We start from the raw sequence: 17,766 nt of genomic DNA, 5'->3' as shown, positions 1-17,766 counted from the left end.
GTATATACAGAATATGTGCATTCTTGCGGTGTTTGCTCATCTCTATCAAATAGAGGTCAACGCAACAAGCAAAGGAGAAAACGCCATGCGTGCTATCGGTTACAAAAGCGCAAAAGCCATTACGGAATCAGATGCGCTTGTTGACCTCGATGTATCAGTGCCGGAAGCCAAGGGGCATGATCTTCTGGTCGAGGTGAAGGCCGTTTCGGTCAATCCGGTCGATACCAAGGTGCGACGCAACCAGCCGCCGGAACAGGGTCAAGCCCGCATTCTGGGCTTCGATGCAGCTGGCATCGTCAAGTGCGTTGGCGAAGGCGTCACCCTGTTCAAGCCGGGCGACGAGGTGTTTTACGCCGGTGCCATCAACCGCCCCGGCTCCAACAGCGAATTCCATCTGGTGGATGAGCGCATCGTCGGCAAGAAGCCGAAAAGCCTCAGCTTCGAGGAAGCAGCCGCCCTGCCCCTCACAGCCATTACCGCTTATGAAGCTTTGTTCGACCGGCTGAAGGTGAAGGATGCCGTGCCGGGTGCGGCAAAGGCCATTCTCATCATCGGCGGCGCAGGCGGCGTCGGCTCCATCGCCATCCAGCTTGCCCGGCAATTGACCGACCTCACCGTCATCGCCACGGCCTCCCGCCCGGAAACGAAGGATTGGGTCAAGGCACTCGGCGCGCATCATGTCATCGACCACAGCCAGCCGCTCGCCCCACAGGTGGAAGCGCTCGGCCTCGGCGCGCCCGCTTTCGTTTTCTCCACCACCCAAAGCGACCTCCACGCCGCCGACAGCGTCGCCCTCATCGCCCCGCAGGGACGGTTCGCGCTGATCGACGATCCCGCCAATGGTTTTGACGCCATGCCCTTCAAGCGGAAAGCCATCTCCATCCACTGGGAAATGATGTTCGCCCGCCCGGTGTTCGAAACCGCTGATATTCTCGAGCAGCACAATCTGCTCAACCACGTTTCGGAACTGGTGGATGCAGGCAAGATCAAGACGACGCTGACGGACGTCTTCGGCACCATCAACGCGGCCAATCTTATGAAGGCGCACGCTTTGATCGAAAGTGGGACTGCGAGGGGGAAGATTGTTTTGTCAGGGTTTAGTGGCGGAGACGTCATGAGCGGTTGAGACTGCCGCTCACCCCCTTCTGCCTTGCCGGGCATCTCCCCCACAGGTGGGGAGATCGACTCGCGGCAAACTCACGGCTCGCGGCAAACTCACGGCCCATCTTGACGCTTTGACTATTGAGGCCGGTGATGACGCTGCGGAGAACCAAGGAGCGTGCGTCCAGCCAATCTCCCCACCTGTGGGGGAGATGTCCGGCAGGACAGAGGGGGGTGAGCCCCACCCGCAAACCTATCGCTCAATCCTCGTCGGGGTCCTCGGGGCAAGGCCAGGATGTCGGCATCGTCAGTCCCTGTGGCAGCTTTGTTTTGGCATCGCCACAGGCGATATCGATCTGCTTCTGGTCGAGACCGGTGGCAGAGGAAAGGTCGAGACCTTCGATGCGCGCCAGCAGCAGGAAGGAGCTTTCGAAGTCGATGGGACCCGTGAATTTCGCACCTTCGAAGCGGGCACGGGACAGATTGGCCATGCTGAACTTCGTACCGGTCAGCGTCGCACCTTCGAAATCGGCGCGGCCGAGCTCGGCCTTGGTGAAATCGGTGTTGACCAGCTTGGCGTTTTCAAAATTCGCCCGCTGCATTTCCGCATTGATGAATTTCGCGTTTTCCGCATCCACATCACTGAAATCGCTTCGGTAGGCCTCGATTTTCACGAGGTTGGCATTCTGCAACTGAGAGGATGCCAGCGAGGTGCGAATAAGCTTGGCCTTTTCGAAATTCGCCTTGTTCAAGGACGAACCGCGCAGGTCGGTATAGGTAAAGTCGGTGCCGTGAAGGTCTGCGCCATCAAGAACGCTGCCGCCCAGCATCAAGAGACGCTTGTTGCATTCGCTCCAGTCGATCTGCGCGGCGGCATCCGCCCGGCAGCTGGCCGCCATGGCGGGGCGTCCGTCCATCGACACCAGCGCGATCAACGCCACCGATGCACCGAGTGCGAGCTTGACATTCTGTCGCAAAACCGAAACCACATTGGCCAGACTAGCCATTCATTCACTCCCAAACCCAATAGCGGGCACGCCCATCCGCGCCCCGTGCAGGTTGCCCTCAACTACTTAGTTTATCCGCATCGTTACTGCAAATCCCCTGGATACCGAGATTTATTTCACTAACCGGGCAGCGGACGATTTGTTCAGCCGCCATCCGGTAGAAGGCTCACCCCGTCACAAAATCAATCGCATCCCCACGCGGCGTTCTGCATCAAGCCCGGATTCAATCTGCTTTTGGAGCCTTTTACGCAGGAAAACCGGCGTGTCGGCTCCTTCGAGAATGCAAAATCCAAGCTTCGTGTAAAACGGCGCGTTGAATGGCACGTGTCGATCCGTGGTCAGCAGCGCCGAGGTCAAGCCCCGTTTCCTGCCCTCCTCAAGCAATGCGAGCATGAGGCTGCGGCCCACGCCTTTGCCCTGTGCGGCGCGCTCCACATCGATTTCGACAAGGTATAGGTCGTCATCGACAACCAGCCCAAGCGAAAATCCAAGGAGACGCCCACCCTCTTCAGCGACCAGAAGCAGCTCGTGATCGAGGCTTTCCTGGAGCAGATGATCGGGCGCTACGGATGGCTCCAGCGAAGTGCCGCAAGCCTGAGCCCACACCGCGAAGGCATCGAGTTCGATTTCGGCCAGACGAGCGAACTCGTCCTGCCTTGCGGCACGGATCGTCACCATTGTTGCGTCAACGCCATTTGCGGCAAGGCTCACATATTTGCATAGACCGGGCCTTCACCGCCCTGCGGCGGCACCCAGTTGATGTTCTGGTTGGGGTCCTTGATGTCGCAGGTCTTGCAGTGCACGCAATTCTGGGCGTTGATGACGTAAACGTCTTCACCATCCTTCTCCACCCATTCGTAAACCCCGGCAGGACAGTAGCGGGTGGAAGGTCCGGCATAGACGTCGTGTTCGGAGCGTTTTTGCAGCTCCATGTCTTTGACCTGCAGGTGCACAGGCTGGTCTTCCTCATGGTTGGTGGAAGAAAGGAAGACCGAGGACAGGCGGTCGAAGGTCAGCACGCCGTCCGGCTTCGGATAGGCGATCGGCTTGTGGAACTTCGCGGGCTCCAGGCTCTGCGCATCGGTCTTGCCGTGTTTCAGCGTTCCGAAAAGGGAGAAGCCAAAGAGCTGGTTGGTCCACATGTCGAGACCGCCCAGACCGACGCCGAGTGCGGTGCCGAATTTCGACCATAGCGGCTTGACGTTCCTGACGCGTTTGAGGTCCTTACCGATATCGCTGTCACGCCACTCGTTCTCGATCTCGACGACTTCGTCATTGGCACGGCCAGCAGCAATCGCATCAGCCAGCTTCTCCGCCGCCAGCATGCCAGACAGCACCGCATTGTGGCTGCCCTTGATACGGGGCACGTTGACGAAACCGGCGGAACAGCCGATCAGCGCGCCGCCGGGAAAGGTCAGCTTCGGGACGGATTGATAGCCACCCTCGGTAATCGCGCGCGCACCATAGGACAGGCGTTTGCCGCCCTCGAATGTCGGGGCGATGGCCGGATGCGTCTTGTAGCGCTGGAATTCCTCGAAGGGATAGAGATAAGGGTTCTTGTAGTTCAGATGAACCACTAAGCCCACGGCAACGAGATTGTCTTCAAGGTGATAAAGGAAGGAGCCACCACCCGTCTTCATGCCCAGCGGCCAGCCGAATGAGTGTTGCACCAGTCCCGGCCGGTGATTCTCCGGCTTAACCTGCCACAGTTCCTTGATGCCGATGCCGAATTTCTGGACATCGCTGTCTTTCGACAGATCGAATTTCTGGATCAGCTGCTTGGCCAGAGAGCCCCGCACACCTTCCCCGATCAGGACATATTTGCCCATCAGCGCCATGCCACGGGTGAAGGCCGGTCCGGGTTCGCCGTTCTTTTCGATGCCCATATCACCGGTGGCGACACCGATCACGGCACCGTCGTCGTTGTACAGCACCTCGGTCGCCGCAAAGCCCGGATAAATCTCGACGCCGAGCGCTTCCGCCTTCTCCGCCAGCCAGCGACAGACGAGACCCAGCGAAACGATGTAGTTGCCGTGATTGCTCATCAAGGGCGGCATGGCGAAATTCGGCAGACGGATGGAGCCCGCAGGGCCCAGCAACAGGAACTGGTCGTCCTTGACTTCCGTCTTGAAAGGATGCCCTTCCTCGTCGCGCCAGCCCGGTAGAAGCCGATCGATACCGATGGGATCGACCACGGCTCCGGAGACGATATGCGCACCGACCTCGCCGCCCTTTTCCAACACGACGACGGACAGGTCTGGATTGATCTGTTTCAGTCGTATCGCTGCCGAAAGACCGGCAGGCCCGGCGCCAACGACGACAACGTCGAACTCCATCGATTCCCGTTCTGGCAGTTCCATCGCATCCGTCATTGACATCCTCTCACCTCGCCGGTCCCGCCCGGCATTGTCTTTCTTGAACTCAGCAGGCGCGATGAAGTTCACTCCACCCGTTTGCCCGCTCCTTGCGCTTTCGCTTCAACCCATTCTTTGCAAAGCGCAAAGCCGTTGTCGAGGTTGAACTGCGGCAAAGCCTCCCACTCGCTATGACAATATCGAGTGTGGTTATGACATTATCGAACATCAACCCGATATCTTACTTTTACGTTCACGTAATTCAGATAATGCAAGGAGGCCGTTTCGGTCAAGTCGACCGGGAACCTCCGCCCTCGCCGCGCCTCCATTTCCGCAGACGGCCTCATCGAAATAAAGGTGATATGCGCTTCAAAATGCCGGGGCCCGGCTCTATAACAACGGCCACACTATTCAGGAGTAGAGCAATGGATTTCGGCATTTCGGGTAAACGCGCCCTCGTTCTGGCCTCGTCACGCGGCCTTGGCCTCGGCATAGCGTCTGCGCTCGCCAAAGAAGGCGCTCATGTCCTGCTGGTCGGGCGCAGTGGCGACAGGCTGGATGCGAATGCAAAATCCATCAACGCTCTCGGCAAGGGCAAGGCGGACTGGGTCTGGGGCGACCTGGCGGAAGAAAACTTCGTCCCTTCCATGGTCCAGGCAGTGAAGGACAAGCTGGGCGGCATCGATATTCTCGTCAACAACACCGGTGGCCCGACCCCCGGCACCGCTCAGGATATCACCATCGACAAGCTGGACACCTTTTTCCAGTCCATGGTGTTGCGCGTGATCACGCTGACCGGCGCGCTGCTGCCGCAGATGAAAGAGCAAGGCTGGGGCCGTATCCTCACCGTCGCATCGTCCGGCGTCTTCGAGCCCATCCCCAATCTGGCGCTGTCCAATACCCTGCGCGGCGCACTGGTGGGCTGGAACAAGACACTGGCGACCGAGATCGCCGGGTTCGGCGTTACCGCCAATCTGCTGCTTCCCGGACGCATCCACACCGACCGCATCGACGAGCTGGACGGAGCCAACGCAAAGCGGCTTGGCAAAAGTGTCGAAGAGATTCGCGAAGCGTCGCTGAAGACCATCCCCGCAGGCCGTCTCGGCAAGGTCGATGAATTTGCAGCCGCCGGTGCATTCCTCTGCTCCGAGCCCGCCAGCTATATCACAGGCACGATGCTGCGTGTCGATGGTGGCGCGTCGAAGTCCATTTGACGCCACCACGACGCCGAACCCTCGTCCGCAGTTGTGCGCGGGGGTTTTTACTTTCTGCGCCACCAACAACGCTTGGCGCAACTTGGCCGCACAACGTCCGCACAAGCTTAGACGAGTAGCCTGCATGTATAGATCGCCGTTCGTCAACGGTCGCTCTCATATTGATCAGAGGGACTCCATGCATACTGTCGTTTTAGCGAGATACAACGAAGCTCTTGAGTGGATCGTTGATATTCCAGTCGATTTCAACGTTATCATTTACAACAAGGGAGAGGAGATCACGTCACCGGAGGTGCTGGAGCGCGCCGACGAGATCATCGCACGGCCCAATATCGGGCGCGAGTCCGAGACCTATATTCACCACATGATGACGCGTGCGCCAGACAATCGCGACTTTACCGTCTTCAGCCAGGGAGATCCCCTGACGCACAGTCCCGATTTCATCGCTCTTCTGAAGAACTGGCGCAAATGGGACGATGTCCAAGCCCTGTCCTGGCAGTGGCTCGAGGCCAACAATATTCCACCGGCAGACCTCATGGAGCGTTATCAGCAGTATTTCCCGCTGCAACTGCGCGTGCGCCCCGAAACCTTCTCGCTCATGGACTGGAAGGCTTTGGAATTCAACGATCCAGGCGCCTGGAACATGGGCTTGGTCTACAAAATTCTGGAAGGCATTTCCACCAACACAAGCAATATCGCCGCCCATGTGCTGAAAAAATGGAAGCTGGATGCACAGGCCGAAGAGGCTGCGCGGCACACCGTCGGCGTTTTCTCCTACGGTGCGATCTTTGCCGTTCGCAACTATCATGTCGCTCGCCTGTCGTCCGAATCGAAGCAATTGATCTATGACTTCGCAACTGGCGAGGCCAAAGCCAATGGCTACATTCTGGAACGCATGTGGCTTCATATCTTCGGTGAAAGTTTCTACCGCCGAATTCCCTTTATCGACCAGCACGCCAGCGCCCTCAATCTGCCGGGAGTGACGGATACGACCCGTATGGACCTCAGCGATCTCGTTCTCGGCCTTGCGGATCAGGGCATGTCCATGAACGACGTCGGCGCTCTTTTACAGAACGTCATGCGCGAACGACTGGAAGAAATGAAACTGGCCGCCCACCAGCCAGCCGAGTAATTGGCGGTCTTCACCAAAGCGTCGCCAGACGAGCCAAACAGATGGCTATTGCCGCCTCTCCGGAGTAAGCTCCGGGGAGGTTTTTCCCTGTCGAGGCCCATCATGCAGATACTTCGGATTTCCCTGACCGTTTTCGGCGCTCTTCTCATGCTTATCGGTCTGGTCTGGATTGGACAGGGCAGCGGATACTTCCCCTACCCCGCCTCCAGTTTCATGATCAACCAGAGCCCGTGGATGCTGCGCGGGGCGCTTGTTCTCATCGCGGGCCTCGCCGTTATCTGGGCATCCAGGCGCTTTATCCGATAGGCTTATTTTACCAGTTTCGGCAGATCGGCAATCAGCGCATCCCGCGTGGCAAAGCTGATTGGCTCGTCGCTCTTCCAGTCCTTGACGTTGACAGTGGCAAAGACCACCTGCCTGTCGCCTTTCTGCGCCCAGCCGACGAACCAGCCGAGCCAGCTGTCGCCATCGTATTTGCCCGCTTTGGTACGCATGCGGCCAGAGCCCGTCTTGCCCTGAATCTGCCAGCCATCCGCTGCGGCAAAGCTGGGAATGATCGCCTTTGTCTTGTCAGACGCATCCTTGGACACAGGCAGCTTTCCGGTCAGGAAACGACGCAGGAAATCGACCTGCTGGTCGGCTGAGATTTGCAGCGACGACATCAGCCAGGCTTCCGTCAGCCCGTCGGTGCGCCCCTTGACGCCCTTCACATCCGCATTGCCATAGTCGAAACGGCGCACATAATCGGCAAATTTCTGCTCGCCCAGGCGCCGCGTTATCTCCTGCGAATACCAGACGATGGAATCTCGTTCCCAAATGGTCGGATCGACGGATTTTTGCTCGCGCTTCGGCTTCTTCCATTCGGCCTTGTAGTCCCAGCGCGGTGTCGTCCCGTCCTTCAGAATACCTGCATCATAACCCATGATGGCAAGCGGAAGTTTGAAGGAAGACTGTGGCGCAAAAGCCTTGTCGCACGCACCGTCTCGATGCAACGTCCGTCCACTCGCCACATCCATGATGACCGTGCACTGTGCAGGCTGTGCTGCCAGCGCCGGCGTCATGTAAAGGCAGCATGTTGAAACAGCAGCAAACATTGCCGCTGCGAAAGGTCTTTCCAAGGCCATGGCCACTCCACTGATCCGCGTTCGAGATTCCCCCGGCCACCGATAAGCGCGATGGCACCGGGCATTATTATGGCAGGGCAATAGAAAATCGGCTGGCCGCGCTTGCCATTCACAATTCGCTGTGCGATCACGCGCCCTCTTCAAAACAGGCGGATGCGTCAAGCGTCCCGTTCGCGACCGGAGGCTCATGGCATCCGGCAAAACCATCATTGATCTTGGGAAATACGCGCAATGGCAAGAACACTCGGGCTCGATTTCGGCACGACCAACACGGTCATGGCCATGTCGGACAGCGGCAACACCAGCCACTCGATGCGCTTCACCAGCAGTGCAGGCACCACAGACAGCATGCGCACGGCGCTCTCCTTCATGAAGACGGGCACGCTCGGCGCAGCCGCACTCCAGGTAGAGGCTGGCCACGCCGCCATCCGCCAGTTCATCGACAATCCCGGCGACTGCCGCTTTCTTCAATCGATCAAGACCTTCGCCGCCTCGTCGCTGTTTCAGGGCACGCTGGTATTTGCCAAGCGCCAGAGCTTCGAAGACCTGATGGAGGTTTTTCTGCGCAAGCTGAAGACCTATGCCGGTGACGAGTGGCGCGACGACGTCTCCACGGTGGTCGCTGGTCGACCGGTCCGCTTTGCCGGCAGCAACCCGGATGAGGCGCTTGCCATCGCGCGCTATAACGATGCCCTGACCCGTGCCGGTTTTCCTGAAATCCACTATGTCTACGAGCCCGTCGCGGCAGCCTATTACTTTGCGCAAAGTTTGAAAAAGGACGCCAATGTTCTGGTCGCGGATTTCGGCGGCGGCACCACCGACTACTCGCTCATCCGGTTCGAGACCCATGGCGGCAGACTTTCGGCCACACCGATCGGCCATTCCGGCGTAGGCGTTGCGGGTGACCATTTCGACTTCCGCATGATCGACAATCTGGTCTCACCGGAGATTGGCAAGGGCAGCAAGTTCAAGAGCTTCGACAAGATTCTCGACGTGCCCGCCGGCTATTACGTCAACTTCGGACGCTGGAACCAGCTCTCGATCTTCAAGACCTCGAAAGAATTCACCGATCTGAAATCCCTCGTCCGCTCCGCGCTGGAGCCGGAAAAGCTGGAAATGTTCATCGATCTCGTCGACCACGACGAAGGCTACCCGCTGTACCAGGCCATTTCAGCCACCAAGATGGCGCTGTCGGCGAACGAGGAAGCCGAATTCAACTTCTCTCCGCTTGGCAGCGCGGGTCGCAAGACCGTCAAGCGCTCGGATTTCGATCAATGGATCAGCGACGACCTTGCCAAAATCGAAGGCGCGCTGGATGAGGTGCTGGAGAAAACCAAAACCGCACCGGAGGCCATCGACAAGGTCTTTCTCACCGGCGGAACCTCTTTCGTGCCCGCCGTGCGCCAGCTTTTCACCCGTCGCTTCGATGCAGACAAGATCGAAACGGGCGGTGAATTGCTCTCCATCGCCCACGGCCTGGCCATGATTGGCGAAAGCGGCGACATTGAGCGCTGGACAGCGTGATTCCGGGGTTTCGCGCTTCGGGGACATAGGATAGTTTTCATCCATGATCTCGGCCCAGGACCTTTCACCGGCAGAACTGGCGGCGCTTTTGCATTTCCATGCGGATGCGGGCGTAGACTGGTTGCTGGAAGATGCTCCCCTGGACCGCTTTGCCGAATTCGCCGCAACCCGTCAGAACCGCGCGCCACAAAGAGAGGCGCCCTCGAGACAACCGGATACGCAACCGGGCTCGGCGACGCAGACCAATTCCGCACGCACGACGCAGGCGGCAGCGGCAGTCCGAAATGCGCCTGCTGCTCCCGCCATCCAGACCAATGTCGCAATGCCGGACGACCAGGCCATTGCCGCCGCTCGTTTTGCTGCGGAAACGGCGCGTTCCCTGCCGGAGCTCAAGACCGCGCTGGAGGCTTTCAACGGCTGCAATCTGAAAAACAGCGCCCGCACCACTATCTTTGCCGAGGGCGACCCCTCTTCCGGCATCATGGTCATCGGCCCCATGCCCGATGCAGATGACGACCGCGAGGGTCTGCCTTTCGTCGGCAAGACCGGCCTGCTGCTCGACCGCATGCTGGCAGCCATCGGCCTGGACCGCGCCAATCTGCTGCTGACAAATGTCGTGCCGTGGCGTCCGCCGGGCAACCGCCCGCCATCAGGCCCGGAAATGGAAATATGTCGCCCCTTCATCGAGCGGCAGGTCGCTTTAGCCGAGCCTAAAGCACTGTTGCTTCTTGGCAACTTCACCGCGCGTTTTTTCTTTGGTGGCACCGGCACCATCCATACGCTACGCGGACAGTGGCGAGATGTCGCATCCGGCCACGGAATCGTGCCTGCAATCGCCACCCTGCATCCGCAGGAACTGTTGAACGCTCCAGCCAGTAAGCCATTGGCATGGCAGGATTTATTAGCGTTTCAAGCTCACATTGGCCAAATGTGAATGCTTCCTTTTTGATCAATGTGAATCATTTATGAAAATAGCCATGCAAATGGCGCATAACAGCGGCGCATTTACCCTGATTGCCGAATCCATACTGCACTGCAATAAGTCGTCTCGTCTTGGGAGGAAAAGGTTTAAGGAACCAAGGCAATGACCACTCGCTTCCGTCCGGTTCACTCCGGCTTCGAAACTCTCCGGCTCGCAGGCCTCGGCCCGCGCTCCACAAATGGCTACCACCGCTTCGGTGGAACCAACGAACAGCTGACCGCTCGCGCGTCTACCCAGCAGGTTCGCACGACACGTCCTTCGGCAGTCTTCGCGGATTTCCGCGAGCGCTGATAGAAATCGTCTTCAGGCAAAGCCAGCAAGACATTCAGATCCGACGCTTTCGCAGCGCCTTTCCCATGGAGAGGCGCTTTTGCGTTCTAATCGCGTGGATATCTTAGAGATGGCGTGGTTTCACGCCGTGATCGTCGCATCGCCCTACTTATAGATATGTCGTGGGGCAGAGATATACCCTGTGCAATTCCGTATCGAAAGCTGCCGCCCGAACGCTCTCTGCACGAGAGCGCACCATATGCTTTGCTTGGCATAGGTATTTCTGCGGTCGAGCGGGCTGCTTGCAAAAGGAACGTGGCATGATTTAGGAAGCAGATCAGGCAGCTTTCGTCTTCGCCTCGATAAATGCGTCCTGAACATACTTGAATTTGATCGCCTGCCAGCGGCAATATTCTTCAAGAAAGTCCCGCGCAAACCACATGCCACTGCGAAGGCCGTTGTCATGCCAGCCCATAGCACCCTGCTCCGCCGCCTTATTGAGAAGACGCTGCAAATGCGTGCGTGACATCATGAATTCCGTTGCCAGCGCGCGCGCATCGACAAAACCGATATCGATACGCTCTACGGCGCGGTCTGCATCTTCAATTCGGCTGATGAATTCATCCATGACGAGAGCGCCTGCCTCTGTCCATAGAAAGAGCCCAACGCGCGGTGGCGGGTTCACCCATGCAGGATCCATCAGGCAGAGCCGAGCGGCCAGTGGTTGCGCCACCGCCAGCAAGTGTGAATGTGCCATCATCTCAACGGCACGTATTCCCCCATCGAGACAATCGAGAGCGGCCAGATTGGCGATATACCACATCAGGATCGCTTCTTCGCTTACGGGTGTCGCCTTGTATCGACGGGGTCGCTGAGAGGCCGGATTAACCCTTTCAACGTAGCGATAGATTTCAAGCTGATCGAGATAGTTCTGAACCGTGTTGCGACTTGCGACGTGATTGGTGGTGATGAGTTCCCGCGCCTGTGCAACGGTGAAGCCACGGGGGCCGCTTTCCAGGTTCAGGGCCATCCCCGCCTGCGTCATCAGCCACTTCTGATGCGCTGAAAGCAATCGCGCTATCCGCGGATTACTGTTATAGGCGCCCCGCAAATTGCGGGCGAGTGTTCTTATCGCTCCCAGCAATTTGGGATGCGCGACGAGCTCGTCATATGAATATCTCATGATCGCACCGCCATCGGGCAAAGCGTGAAGCGCCTTTCTATCCTGCCACAACAAAAGACAAGCAACGCGATAAAATTAATATGTTCTTCAGCGCCAAACGATCTCGAAAGACCCCGATAGGCTGATGTTGCCACAATACACTTTACCTGCCACAGGCCCATCATGTGTCTTGAACACAGATGTGCGAAGGCAGGCATTACGCGCTTTACCCCAAACACGATATGCCACCCAAACAATTCGCCCTTACCACCCGTGTCTTCCATATCACATTCTTGCCAGAATTGAATAAAACTTTAAGTAAAAATAAAGCTTTTCAACATTCTCGCGCGGCACGGTAAAAGTCGCTGTGATGCCGGGCTCAACCCTGCGGGGTGGATGCCTTTCGCGCCGCCTTGCGCGCCAATCCCAGTTGATGCTCGCGGAAAATGATGAAGATTCCCGCGGAAATGACGATCGTCGTGCCGATGAGCATGGTGATGGTCGGAATGTCTCCAAACAACACATAGGAAACAGCGATACCCAGCAGGATAGAGCTATATTCGAAGGGCGCGATCGTTGAGACCTCTGCATGGCGGTAGCTCTCGGTCAGCAGGATCTGAGCGATCCCGCCGGCTATTCCGCAGGAGATCAACAGAATGGTCTGCTTCATGTCCAGCCATTCCCAGTCGAACGGCAGGCTGAGTGCTGACAGAAGGCTGCCGGTCAGGGAGAAATAGAGAACAATGGTGGCGGTCTTTTCCGTAACCACGAGTTGGCGCACTTGCACCATGGCAAGACCGCCCAGCACCGCAGCCAACAGCACGGCCAGCGCGCCAATGCCCTCACCCGCCGAAAAACCGCCCTGCTGCAGAAGCGTGAGCTTAGGCCACAGAATGATGATGACGCCTGTCATTCCCACCAGCACCGCAGACCAGCGATAGACCCGCACCGTTTCTCCCAGCAGCAATGCGGCAAACACCACCGCCATCAGTGGAGACGCATAACCGATGGCGATGAATTCCGGCAGCGGCAGAAGCGTCAGGCCGTAAAACCCGCAAATCATCGAGAGAATGCCGAGCAGCCCGCGTTTGAAATGCCCGGCAAGGTTTTCGGTATGGAAGGCGCTGCTGAGGCTGCGCAGATATGCCAGATAAATAACGATCGGGATGATGGCAAAGGTGGAGCGAAAGAAGCTGATCTGCCCCGCAGGTACGTCGGGACCAGCCGCCTTGATGCAGGTCTGCATCACCAGAAAAAACGCAACGGATATCAGCTTGAGGCTTATCCCCCTGATGGGGTTTTGGGCAGCGGCATTCATGGGTCGGCATTCGTGGGTTCGGCGTGTGAACCGGTTGCATATCACAGACCGTGATGTCGACCTGCATGTGCATCCTGCCTAGCAGATTATGGCGGCCTTGTCGGATATAATTTGCGCGCTCCGTGGTCTCCAGCGTTTTTTGCCGGACACCGTGCGCAAAAGACACGTCGCGGACTGAATGGCACGCAAGTTACAAGATGTGCCGCTAAGTAATGCAAATGCCCACTTAGTATGCACGTATTATTACATGCATCACAACTTGTCGTAGCGCTTCAGAAGTAAAATATTAACCACGATCTATTCTAATTTTTACAGTTCAAAACTCAGCTTTTCATTTCAGCCAATGGGAAGACCGAGCTTGTTTTATCTCTATATGGATTGACGGTTCCCATGACCACCCCTTTACGGACAGCCGACAAAAACGCATCGCAACCCGCGACGCCACGCAGCATGCGTGTTGTCACCGATGGGATGTCGACGGACCTGAGGCGGTTCAGCACCGACAATACGCATATCGTCAAGCAGATACGCCTTCTCGCCATCAACGCCCTCATCGAGGCCGCACGAGCCGGCGAGGCAGGCAAAGGTTTTGCTGTCGTTGCCAATGAAGTCCAGCGCCTCGCGCAGATTGCATCGGATATTTCATCGACCTTCGAACACAATGTGCTCGGTCGCATCGGTCTCAGCCGAGATATGGCCGAAGCGCTGGTGGAAGAGATGGAAGGCGTCCGGCTGATAGACATGGCGCAGACACTGGTGCAGCTGATCGTCCGCAATCTGTTCGAGCGAACTGCTGACGTGCGTTGGTGGGCGACCGACACAGCCCTGTGGCAGGCCCTGCAGACCAGGGACAAGGCCGATGCCACATTCGCCTCGGAGCGCCTCGGCGTCATCAACCGTTTCTATACTGTCTATATCGACCTCGTCATGACCGACGTGAGCGGCATGGTCATCGCATCGGCCAACCCGCGTCACCAGCGAAATCTCATCGGTCGCAGCCTGAGGCTCGAGCCATGGTTCATTGCCGCCTCGCAGTGCCGCAGTGGTGATGATTATATTGTCGATCAGGTAAAGAGCAGCCCCCATCATGACGACCGCGACGTCTTGGTTTATGCCACAGGCATTCGGGAAGGCGGCAAGAATGATGGCGCGCTGCTCGGCACGCTCGGCGTTTATTTCGACTGGCAGGATCAGGGTCAAGCCATCGTCGAAAAGGAAGCGAACCTGCCGCCGCAGGTGGCAGAACGCACCGTCGTCATGCTTCTGGACGAGGACATGCGTGTTATCGCCAGCAACAAACCCGCCTTGCGCTTTACCCGGTTCCCCCTCGTCAATGCCACCGATGCCATGCGCGGCAGTTATTACGATACAAACGGTGCCATCGTCGCCTTCGCCAAAACCTTTGGATATGAAGACTATAGCGGCCTTGGATGGTACGGCGTCGTCGTTCAGCAGACGGAAAACGAAGATGTGATCAGAGATCGTCTTGGCCTCAAAGGCTGAATATATTCAAATGATGCTGGCCGGTGTGGCAGCGTCACCGCGCTTGCATTGAAAGCGTAAATCCGGTCCCGCTCATCCTGATCTAATAGAATTGCTAACCAAGCAAAGATTTTATGACAATATAATTGGGAACCGCCGACAATTTCAGTAATCGTTCAACATTTAATGGAATGATGTGCCAATGCGAGACACAGTCATTGATCCTCATTGAACCGTTCGTCTGGCGAGGCAAGTTCGAGACATCATGTCTTGGTAATTTCACATGTATGTGACCCTCTTTCAATTTTACCTTCAGGTGGCATGCGGCATGAAACCTGAATCGTGGCAGGCAAGGTTCATTCAGGAATAGTCATGCGAACAGATACAGGCCAAATCGTTCACCTGGCGGATTATCGCCCAACCGATTTCGTTCTCGAACGAGTTGACCTCACCTTCGAACTCGACCCGGAGAACACCAAGGTCGAAGCGCGACTGATTTTCCATCGGCGCGAAGGTGCCGACACGTCAGCCCCGCTCGTTCTTGACGGTGACGAGTTGACGCTCTCCGGCCTGCTGCTGGACCAGATCGAGCTTCCTGCGGCGCGTTACGATGCGACGCCGGACAGCCTGACGATCCGTGACCTACCCGCCGCAGAACCCTTCGAAATCTGCGTGACCAACTACATCAACCCGGAAACCAACACGCAGTTGATGGGCCTTTACCGCACCAACGGCGTCTATTGCACCCAGTGCGAGGCCGAAGGCTTCCGCCGCATCACCTATTTCCCCGACCGTCCCGACGTTCTGGCCCCCTACACCATCACCATCATTGCTGCAAAGGAAGGCAACACCTTCCTTCTGTCGAACGGCAATTTCCTCGGTGGCGGCAATTATGACGAGGGCCGTCACTTTGCGGCATGGTTCGATCCGCATCCCAAGCCAAGCTACCTCTTTGCGCTTGTGGCGGGTGATCTCGGCCTCGTGGAAGACACCTTCACCACCATGTCCGGTCGTGACGTTGCGCTGAAAATCTACGTCGAACACGGCAAAGAGCCGCGCGCGGCCTATGCCATGGATGCTTTGAAACGCTCCATGAAATGGGACGAAGAGCGCTTCGGTCGCGAATACGACCTCGACATCTTCATGATCGTCGCCGTTTCGGATTTCAACATGGGCGCGATGGAGAACAAGGGCCTCAACGTCTTCAACGACAAATATGTCCTGGCTGATCCCGAGACTGCGACCGATGCCGATTATGCCAATATCGAACGCATCATCGCACACGAATATTTCCACAACTGGACCGGCAACCGCATCACCTGCCGCGACTGGTTCCAGCTGTGCCTGAAGGAAGGCCTGACCGTTTATCGCGATCAGGAATTCTCTTCCGACATGCGCTCGCGCCCGGTCAAGCGTATCGCCGATGTGCGCCACCTGAAATCGGAACAGTTCCCGGAGGATGGCGGTCCGCTGGCGCATCCGCCACGTCCGGATAAATACCGTGAAATCAATAACTTCTATACGACCACCGTCTATGAGAAGGGTGCCGAGATCACCGGCATGATCGCCACCATCCTAGGTGCGCAAGACTTCCGCAAGGGCATGGACCTCTATTTCGAGCGCCATGATGGAGAGGCTTCCACGGTCGAGAACTTCATCAAGTGCTTTGAAGATGCCAGCGGTCGCGATCTCAGCCAGTTTTTCCGCTGGTACGTTCAGGCCGGTACGCCGCTTGTCAGCGCGTCTGCGGCCTACGACGCAGCGTCCTCCACCTTCACGCTCTCGCTCGAGCAGACGGTTCCGGCCACACCTGGCCAGAGCAAGAAGGAAGCCCTGCACATTCCTCTGTCCACCGCGCTCATTCTCGACAACGGCCAGATTGCCGAACCGTTAAAGGTCGAAGGCGGCGAGTACAGGGATGGCGTGCTGCATCTGACCGAGCGCAGCCAGACCTTCACCTTCTCCGGCATTTCCTCGCGTCCCGTGCTGTCGATCAACCGCGGCTTTTCGGCACCGATCAACCTGCATCTGGAGCAGTCTGCCGAAGATATGGTGCAGATTGCCCGGCACGATACGGATATGTTCTCGCGCTGGCAGGCATTGACGAATCTCGCGATGCCCAACCTCGTCGAGGCGACCCACGCCGTTCGTGAAGGCTCTGCCATCGCGTTCGATCCGGCCTTCATCGCCACGCTGATCGAAATCGCTGGTGACGAGACGCTGGAACCGGCCTTCCGTGCGCAGGCGCTGGCCCTTCCGAGCGAGGCGGACGTCGCACGCGAGATCGGCAACAACAATGATCCCGAGGCCATTCACAAGGCGCGCAACGCCGCCATGACGGCCATTGCAGAAGCGGGCATCGACACATTCACGACGCTCTTCGCTACCTTCGAAGACAAGGGTGCCTATTCGCCGGATGCAACGAGCGCCGGACGACGCTCCCTGCGCAACAGCGCCATGGGCTATCTGTCGTTTGCCCAGCCAACCCCGGAACGCGCCTATGCGGCATTTTCCAGTGCCAGCAACATGACCGATCTAGCACATGCGCTCAGCGTGCTGACCCAGCGTTTCCCGAATGCACCGGAAACCGCGCAGGCCCTTTCGACGTTCGAAAGCCGCTTTGCGGATAACGCGCTGGTTCTGGACAAGTGGCTCTCCATTCAGGCCGCCATTCCCGGCAGCGATGCACTGGCGCGCATCAAGGCGCTGATCGGTTCCAAGCACTTCATCGGCACCAATCCGAACCGCGTTCGCTCCCTAATCGGTACCTTTGCCTTCGGCAATCCCACCGGTTTCAACCGTGCAGATGGCGAAGCTTATCGCTTCCTTGCAGAGCAGATCGTGACCATCGACAAACGCAATCCTCAGCTTGCAGCACGCATTCTCACCTCCATGCGTTCATGGCGGTCGCTTGAGCCTGTTCGGGCCGATCATGCGCGCGCTGCATTGACCACGATCGAGCGTGCTCCGGCCCTCTCGACAGACGTCCGCGACATCGTCGAACGCGTGCTAAAGGCTTGACGTTACGTGAGTTTGGCGGCTTTTTGCGAAGCCGCCTCACCTGTCCCAAAAAAATACGGAGTCGGTTCAATGGGT

At 57.6% G+C, this 17,766-nt stretch carries 15 protein-coding genes; 9 read left to right on the top strand and 6 right to left on the bottom strand.

Going from position 1 to position 17,766, the window contains the following annotated elements:
- Positions 1–85: 85 nt before the first annotated feature.
- Positions 86–1,126 (top strand): zinc-binding alcohol dehydrogenase family protein, encoded by a 1,041-nt coding sequence (locus ASF29_RS20170; protein WP_062452465.1) that lies wholly within the window; start codon positions 86–88, stop codon positions 1,124–1,126.
- A 235-nt stretch (positions 1,127–1,361) separates the two neighbouring features.
- Here the strand turns inward: ASF29_RS20170 and ASF29_RS20165 are convergent, their stop codons facing one another.
- From ASF29_RS20165 to ASF29_RS20155, 3 genes are all read right to left on the bottom strand, one after another.
- A complete protein-coding gene (locus tag ASF29_RS20165; protein WP_062452464.1) occupies positions 1,362–2,108 on the bottom strand; it encodes a pentapeptide repeat-containing protein in 747 nt (248 codons plus the stop codon).
- Positions 2,109–2,282: 174 nt separating this feature from the next.
- A complete protein-coding gene (locus ASF29_RS20160) occupies positions 2,283–2,819 on the bottom strand; it encodes a GNAT family N-acetyltransferase (RefSeq protein ID WP_062452463.1) in 537 nt (178 codons plus the stop codon).
- Positions 2,816–4,480, bottom strand: a complete 1,665-nt coding sequence (locus tag ASF29_RS20155) for an electron transfer flavoprotein-ubiquinone oxidoreductase (RefSeq protein ID WP_062452462.1) — start codon at positions 4,478–4,480, stop codon at positions 2,816–2,818. Before ASF29_RS20155 ends, ASF29_RS20160 begins: the two co-directional genes overlap by 4 nt.
- Positions 4,481–4,887: 407 nt before the next feature.
- Between ASF29_RS20155 and ASF29_RS20150 the strand changes: the two genes are divergently transcribed.
- From ASF29_RS20150 to ASF29_RS20140, 3 genes are all read left to right on the top strand, one after another.
- Complete coding sequence (locus tag ASF29_RS20150) at positions 4,888–5,676, top strand: SDR family oxidoreductase (protein WP_062452461.1); 789 nt, start codon at positions 4,888–4,890, stop codon at positions 5,674–5,676.
- Positions 5,677–5,854: 178 nt separating this feature from the next.
- On the top strand, positions 5,855–6,808 hold the full coding sequence (locus ASF29_RS20145; RefSeq protein ID WP_062452460.1) for a hypothetical protein: 954 nt from the start codon (positions 5,855–5,857) through the stop codon (positions 6,806–6,808).
- A gap of 102 nt (positions 6,809–6,910) precedes the next feature.
- Positions 6,911–7,114, top strand: a complete 204-nt coding sequence (locus ASF29_RS20140) for a hypothetical protein (RefSeq protein ID WP_062452629.1) — start codon at positions 6,911–6,913, stop codon at positions 7,112–7,114.
- 2 nt (positions 7,115–7,116) lie between these two features.
- Here ASF29_RS20140 and blaOXA read toward each other — a convergent pair whose 3' ends face one another.
- Complete coding sequence (gene blaOXA, locus ASF29_RS20135) at positions 7,117–7,932, bottom strand: class D beta-lactamase (RefSeq protein WP_062452459.1); 816 nt, start codon at positions 7,930–7,932, stop codon at positions 7,117–7,119.
- Positions 7,933–8,163: 231 nt separating this feature from the next.
- On the opposite strand from blaOXA, the gene ASF29_RS20130 reads away from it, so the two are divergent.
- The 3 genes from ASF29_RS20130 (at position 8,164) to ASF29_RS20120 (ending at position 10,729) form a co-directional block, all read left to right on the top strand.
- Entirely contained in the window at positions 8,164–9,456 is a 1,293-nt protein-coding gene (locus tag ASF29_RS20130; RefSeq protein WP_062452458.1) for an Hsp70 family protein, read from the top strand.
- A gap of 43 nt (positions 9,457–9,499) precedes the next feature.
- The gene (locus ASF29_RS20125; protein WP_062452457.1) at positions 9,500–10,390 is read left to right on the top strand and encodes a uracil-DNA glycosylase; all 891 of its coding nucleotides are present in this window, start codon (positions 9,500–9,502) and stop codon (positions 10,388–10,390) included.
- Positions 10,391–10,540: 150 nt separating this feature from the next.
- Positions 10,541–10,729 carry a hypothetical protein gene (locus ASF29_RS20120; protein ID WP_062452456.1) on the top strand — a complete coding sequence of 63 codons (189 nt, stop codon included), beginning with the start codon at positions 10,541–10,543 and terminating at the stop codon, positions 10,727–10,729.
- A gap of 316 nt (positions 10,730–11,045) precedes the next feature.
- Here the strand turns inward: ASF29_RS20120 and ASF29_RS20115 are convergent, their stop codons facing one another.
- Both ASF29_RS20115 and ASF29_RS20110 read right to left on the bottom strand, forming a co-directional pair.
- Positions 11,046–11,891 carry a hypothetical protein gene (locus ASF29_RS20115; RefSeq protein ID WP_062452628.1) on the bottom strand — a complete coding sequence of 282 codons (846 nt, stop codon included), beginning with the start codon at positions 11,889–11,891 and terminating at the stop codon, positions 11,046–11,048.
- 358 nt (positions 11,892–12,249) lie between these two features.
- Positions 12,250–13,188, bottom strand: coding sequence for a DMT family transporter (locus ASF29_RS20110; RefSeq protein WP_062452455.1), 939 nt, complete (start codon positions 13,186–13,188; stop codon positions 12,250–12,252).
- A gap of 390 nt (positions 13,189–13,578) precedes the next feature.
- Between ASF29_RS20110 and ASF29_RS20105 the strand changes: the two genes are divergently transcribed.
- Together ASF29_RS20105 and pepN are read left to right on the top strand one after the other, a co-directional pair.
- Positions 13,579–14,691, top strand: a complete 1,113-nt coding sequence (locus ASF29_RS20105) for a methyl-accepting chemotaxis protein (protein ID WP_062452627.1) — start codon at positions 13,579–13,581, stop codon at positions 14,689–14,691.
- A 351-nt stretch (positions 14,692–15,042) separates the two neighbouring features.
- On the top strand, positions 15,043–17,691 hold the full coding sequence (pepN, locus tag ASF29_RS20100; RefSeq protein ID WP_062452454.1) for an aminopeptidase N: 2,649 nt from the start codon (positions 15,043–15,045) through the stop codon (positions 17,689–17,691).
- Positions 17,692–17,766 lie beyond the last annotated feature (75 nt).

This window comes from Rhizobium sp. Leaf262, from assembly GCF_001422245.1.
Taxonomy (GTDB): Bacteria; Pseudomonadota; Alphaproteobacteria; order Rhizobiales; family Rhizobiaceae; genus Agrobacterium.
The sequence above is the reverse complement of the archived record's forward strand: the minus strand, read 5'-3'. Positions and strand labels throughout refer to the sequence as shown.

Coding starts and splice junctions, on each gene's coding strand:
- ASF29_RS20155 (WP_062452462.1), bottom strand. CDS start 4,480: ATGACGGATGCGATGGAACTGCCAGAACGGGAATCGATGGAGTTCGAC.
- ASF29_RS20145 (WP_062452460.1), top strand. CDS start 5,855: ATGCATACTGTCGTTTTAGCGAGATACAACGAAGCTCTTGAGTGGATC.
- ASF29_RS20170 (WP_062452465.1), top strand. CDS start 86: ATGCGTGCTATCGGTTACAAAAGCGCAAAAGCCATTACGGAATCAGAT.
- ASF29_RS20125 (WP_062452457.1), top strand. CDS start 9,500: ATGATCTCGGCCCAGGACCTTTCACCGGCAGAACTGGCGGCGCTTTTG.
- ASF29_RS20120 (WP_062452456.1), top strand. CDS start 10,541: ATGACCACTCGCTTCCGTCCGGTTCACTCCGGCTTCGAAACTCTCCGG.
- ASF29_RS20105 (WP_062452627.1), top strand. CDS start 13,579: ATGACCACCCCTTTACGGACAGCCGACAAAAACGCATCGCAACCCGCG.
- pepN (WP_062452454.1), top strand. CDS start 15,043: ATGCGAACAGATACAGGCCAAATCGTTCACCTGGCGGATTATCGCCCA.
- blaOXA (WP_062452459.1), bottom strand. CDS start 7,932: ATGGCCTTGGAAAGACCTTTCGCAGCGGCAATGTTTGCTGCTGTTTCA.
- ASF29_RS20150 (WP_062452461.1), top strand. CDS start 4,888: ATGGATTTCGGCATTTCGGGTAAACGCGCCCTCGTTCTGGCCTCGTCA.
- ASF29_RS20165 (WP_062452464.1), bottom strand. CDS start 2,108: ATGGCTAGTCTGGCCAATGTGGTTTCGGTTTTGCGACAGAATGTCAAG.
- ASF29_RS20110 (WP_062452455.1), bottom strand. CDS start 13,188: ATGAATGCCGCTGCCCAAAACCCCATCAGGGGGATAAGCCTCAAGCTG.
- ASF29_RS20140 (WP_062452629.1), top strand. CDS start 6,911: ATGCAGATACTTCGGATTTCCCTGACCGTTTTCGGCGCTCTTCTCATG.
- ASF29_RS20115 (WP_062452628.1), bottom strand. CDS start 11,891: ATGAGATATTCATATGACGAGCTCGTCGCGCATCCCAAATTGCTGGGA.
- ASF29_RS20130 (WP_062452458.1), top strand. CDS start 8,164: ATGGCAAGAACACTCGGGCTCGATTTCGGCACGACCAACACGGTCATG.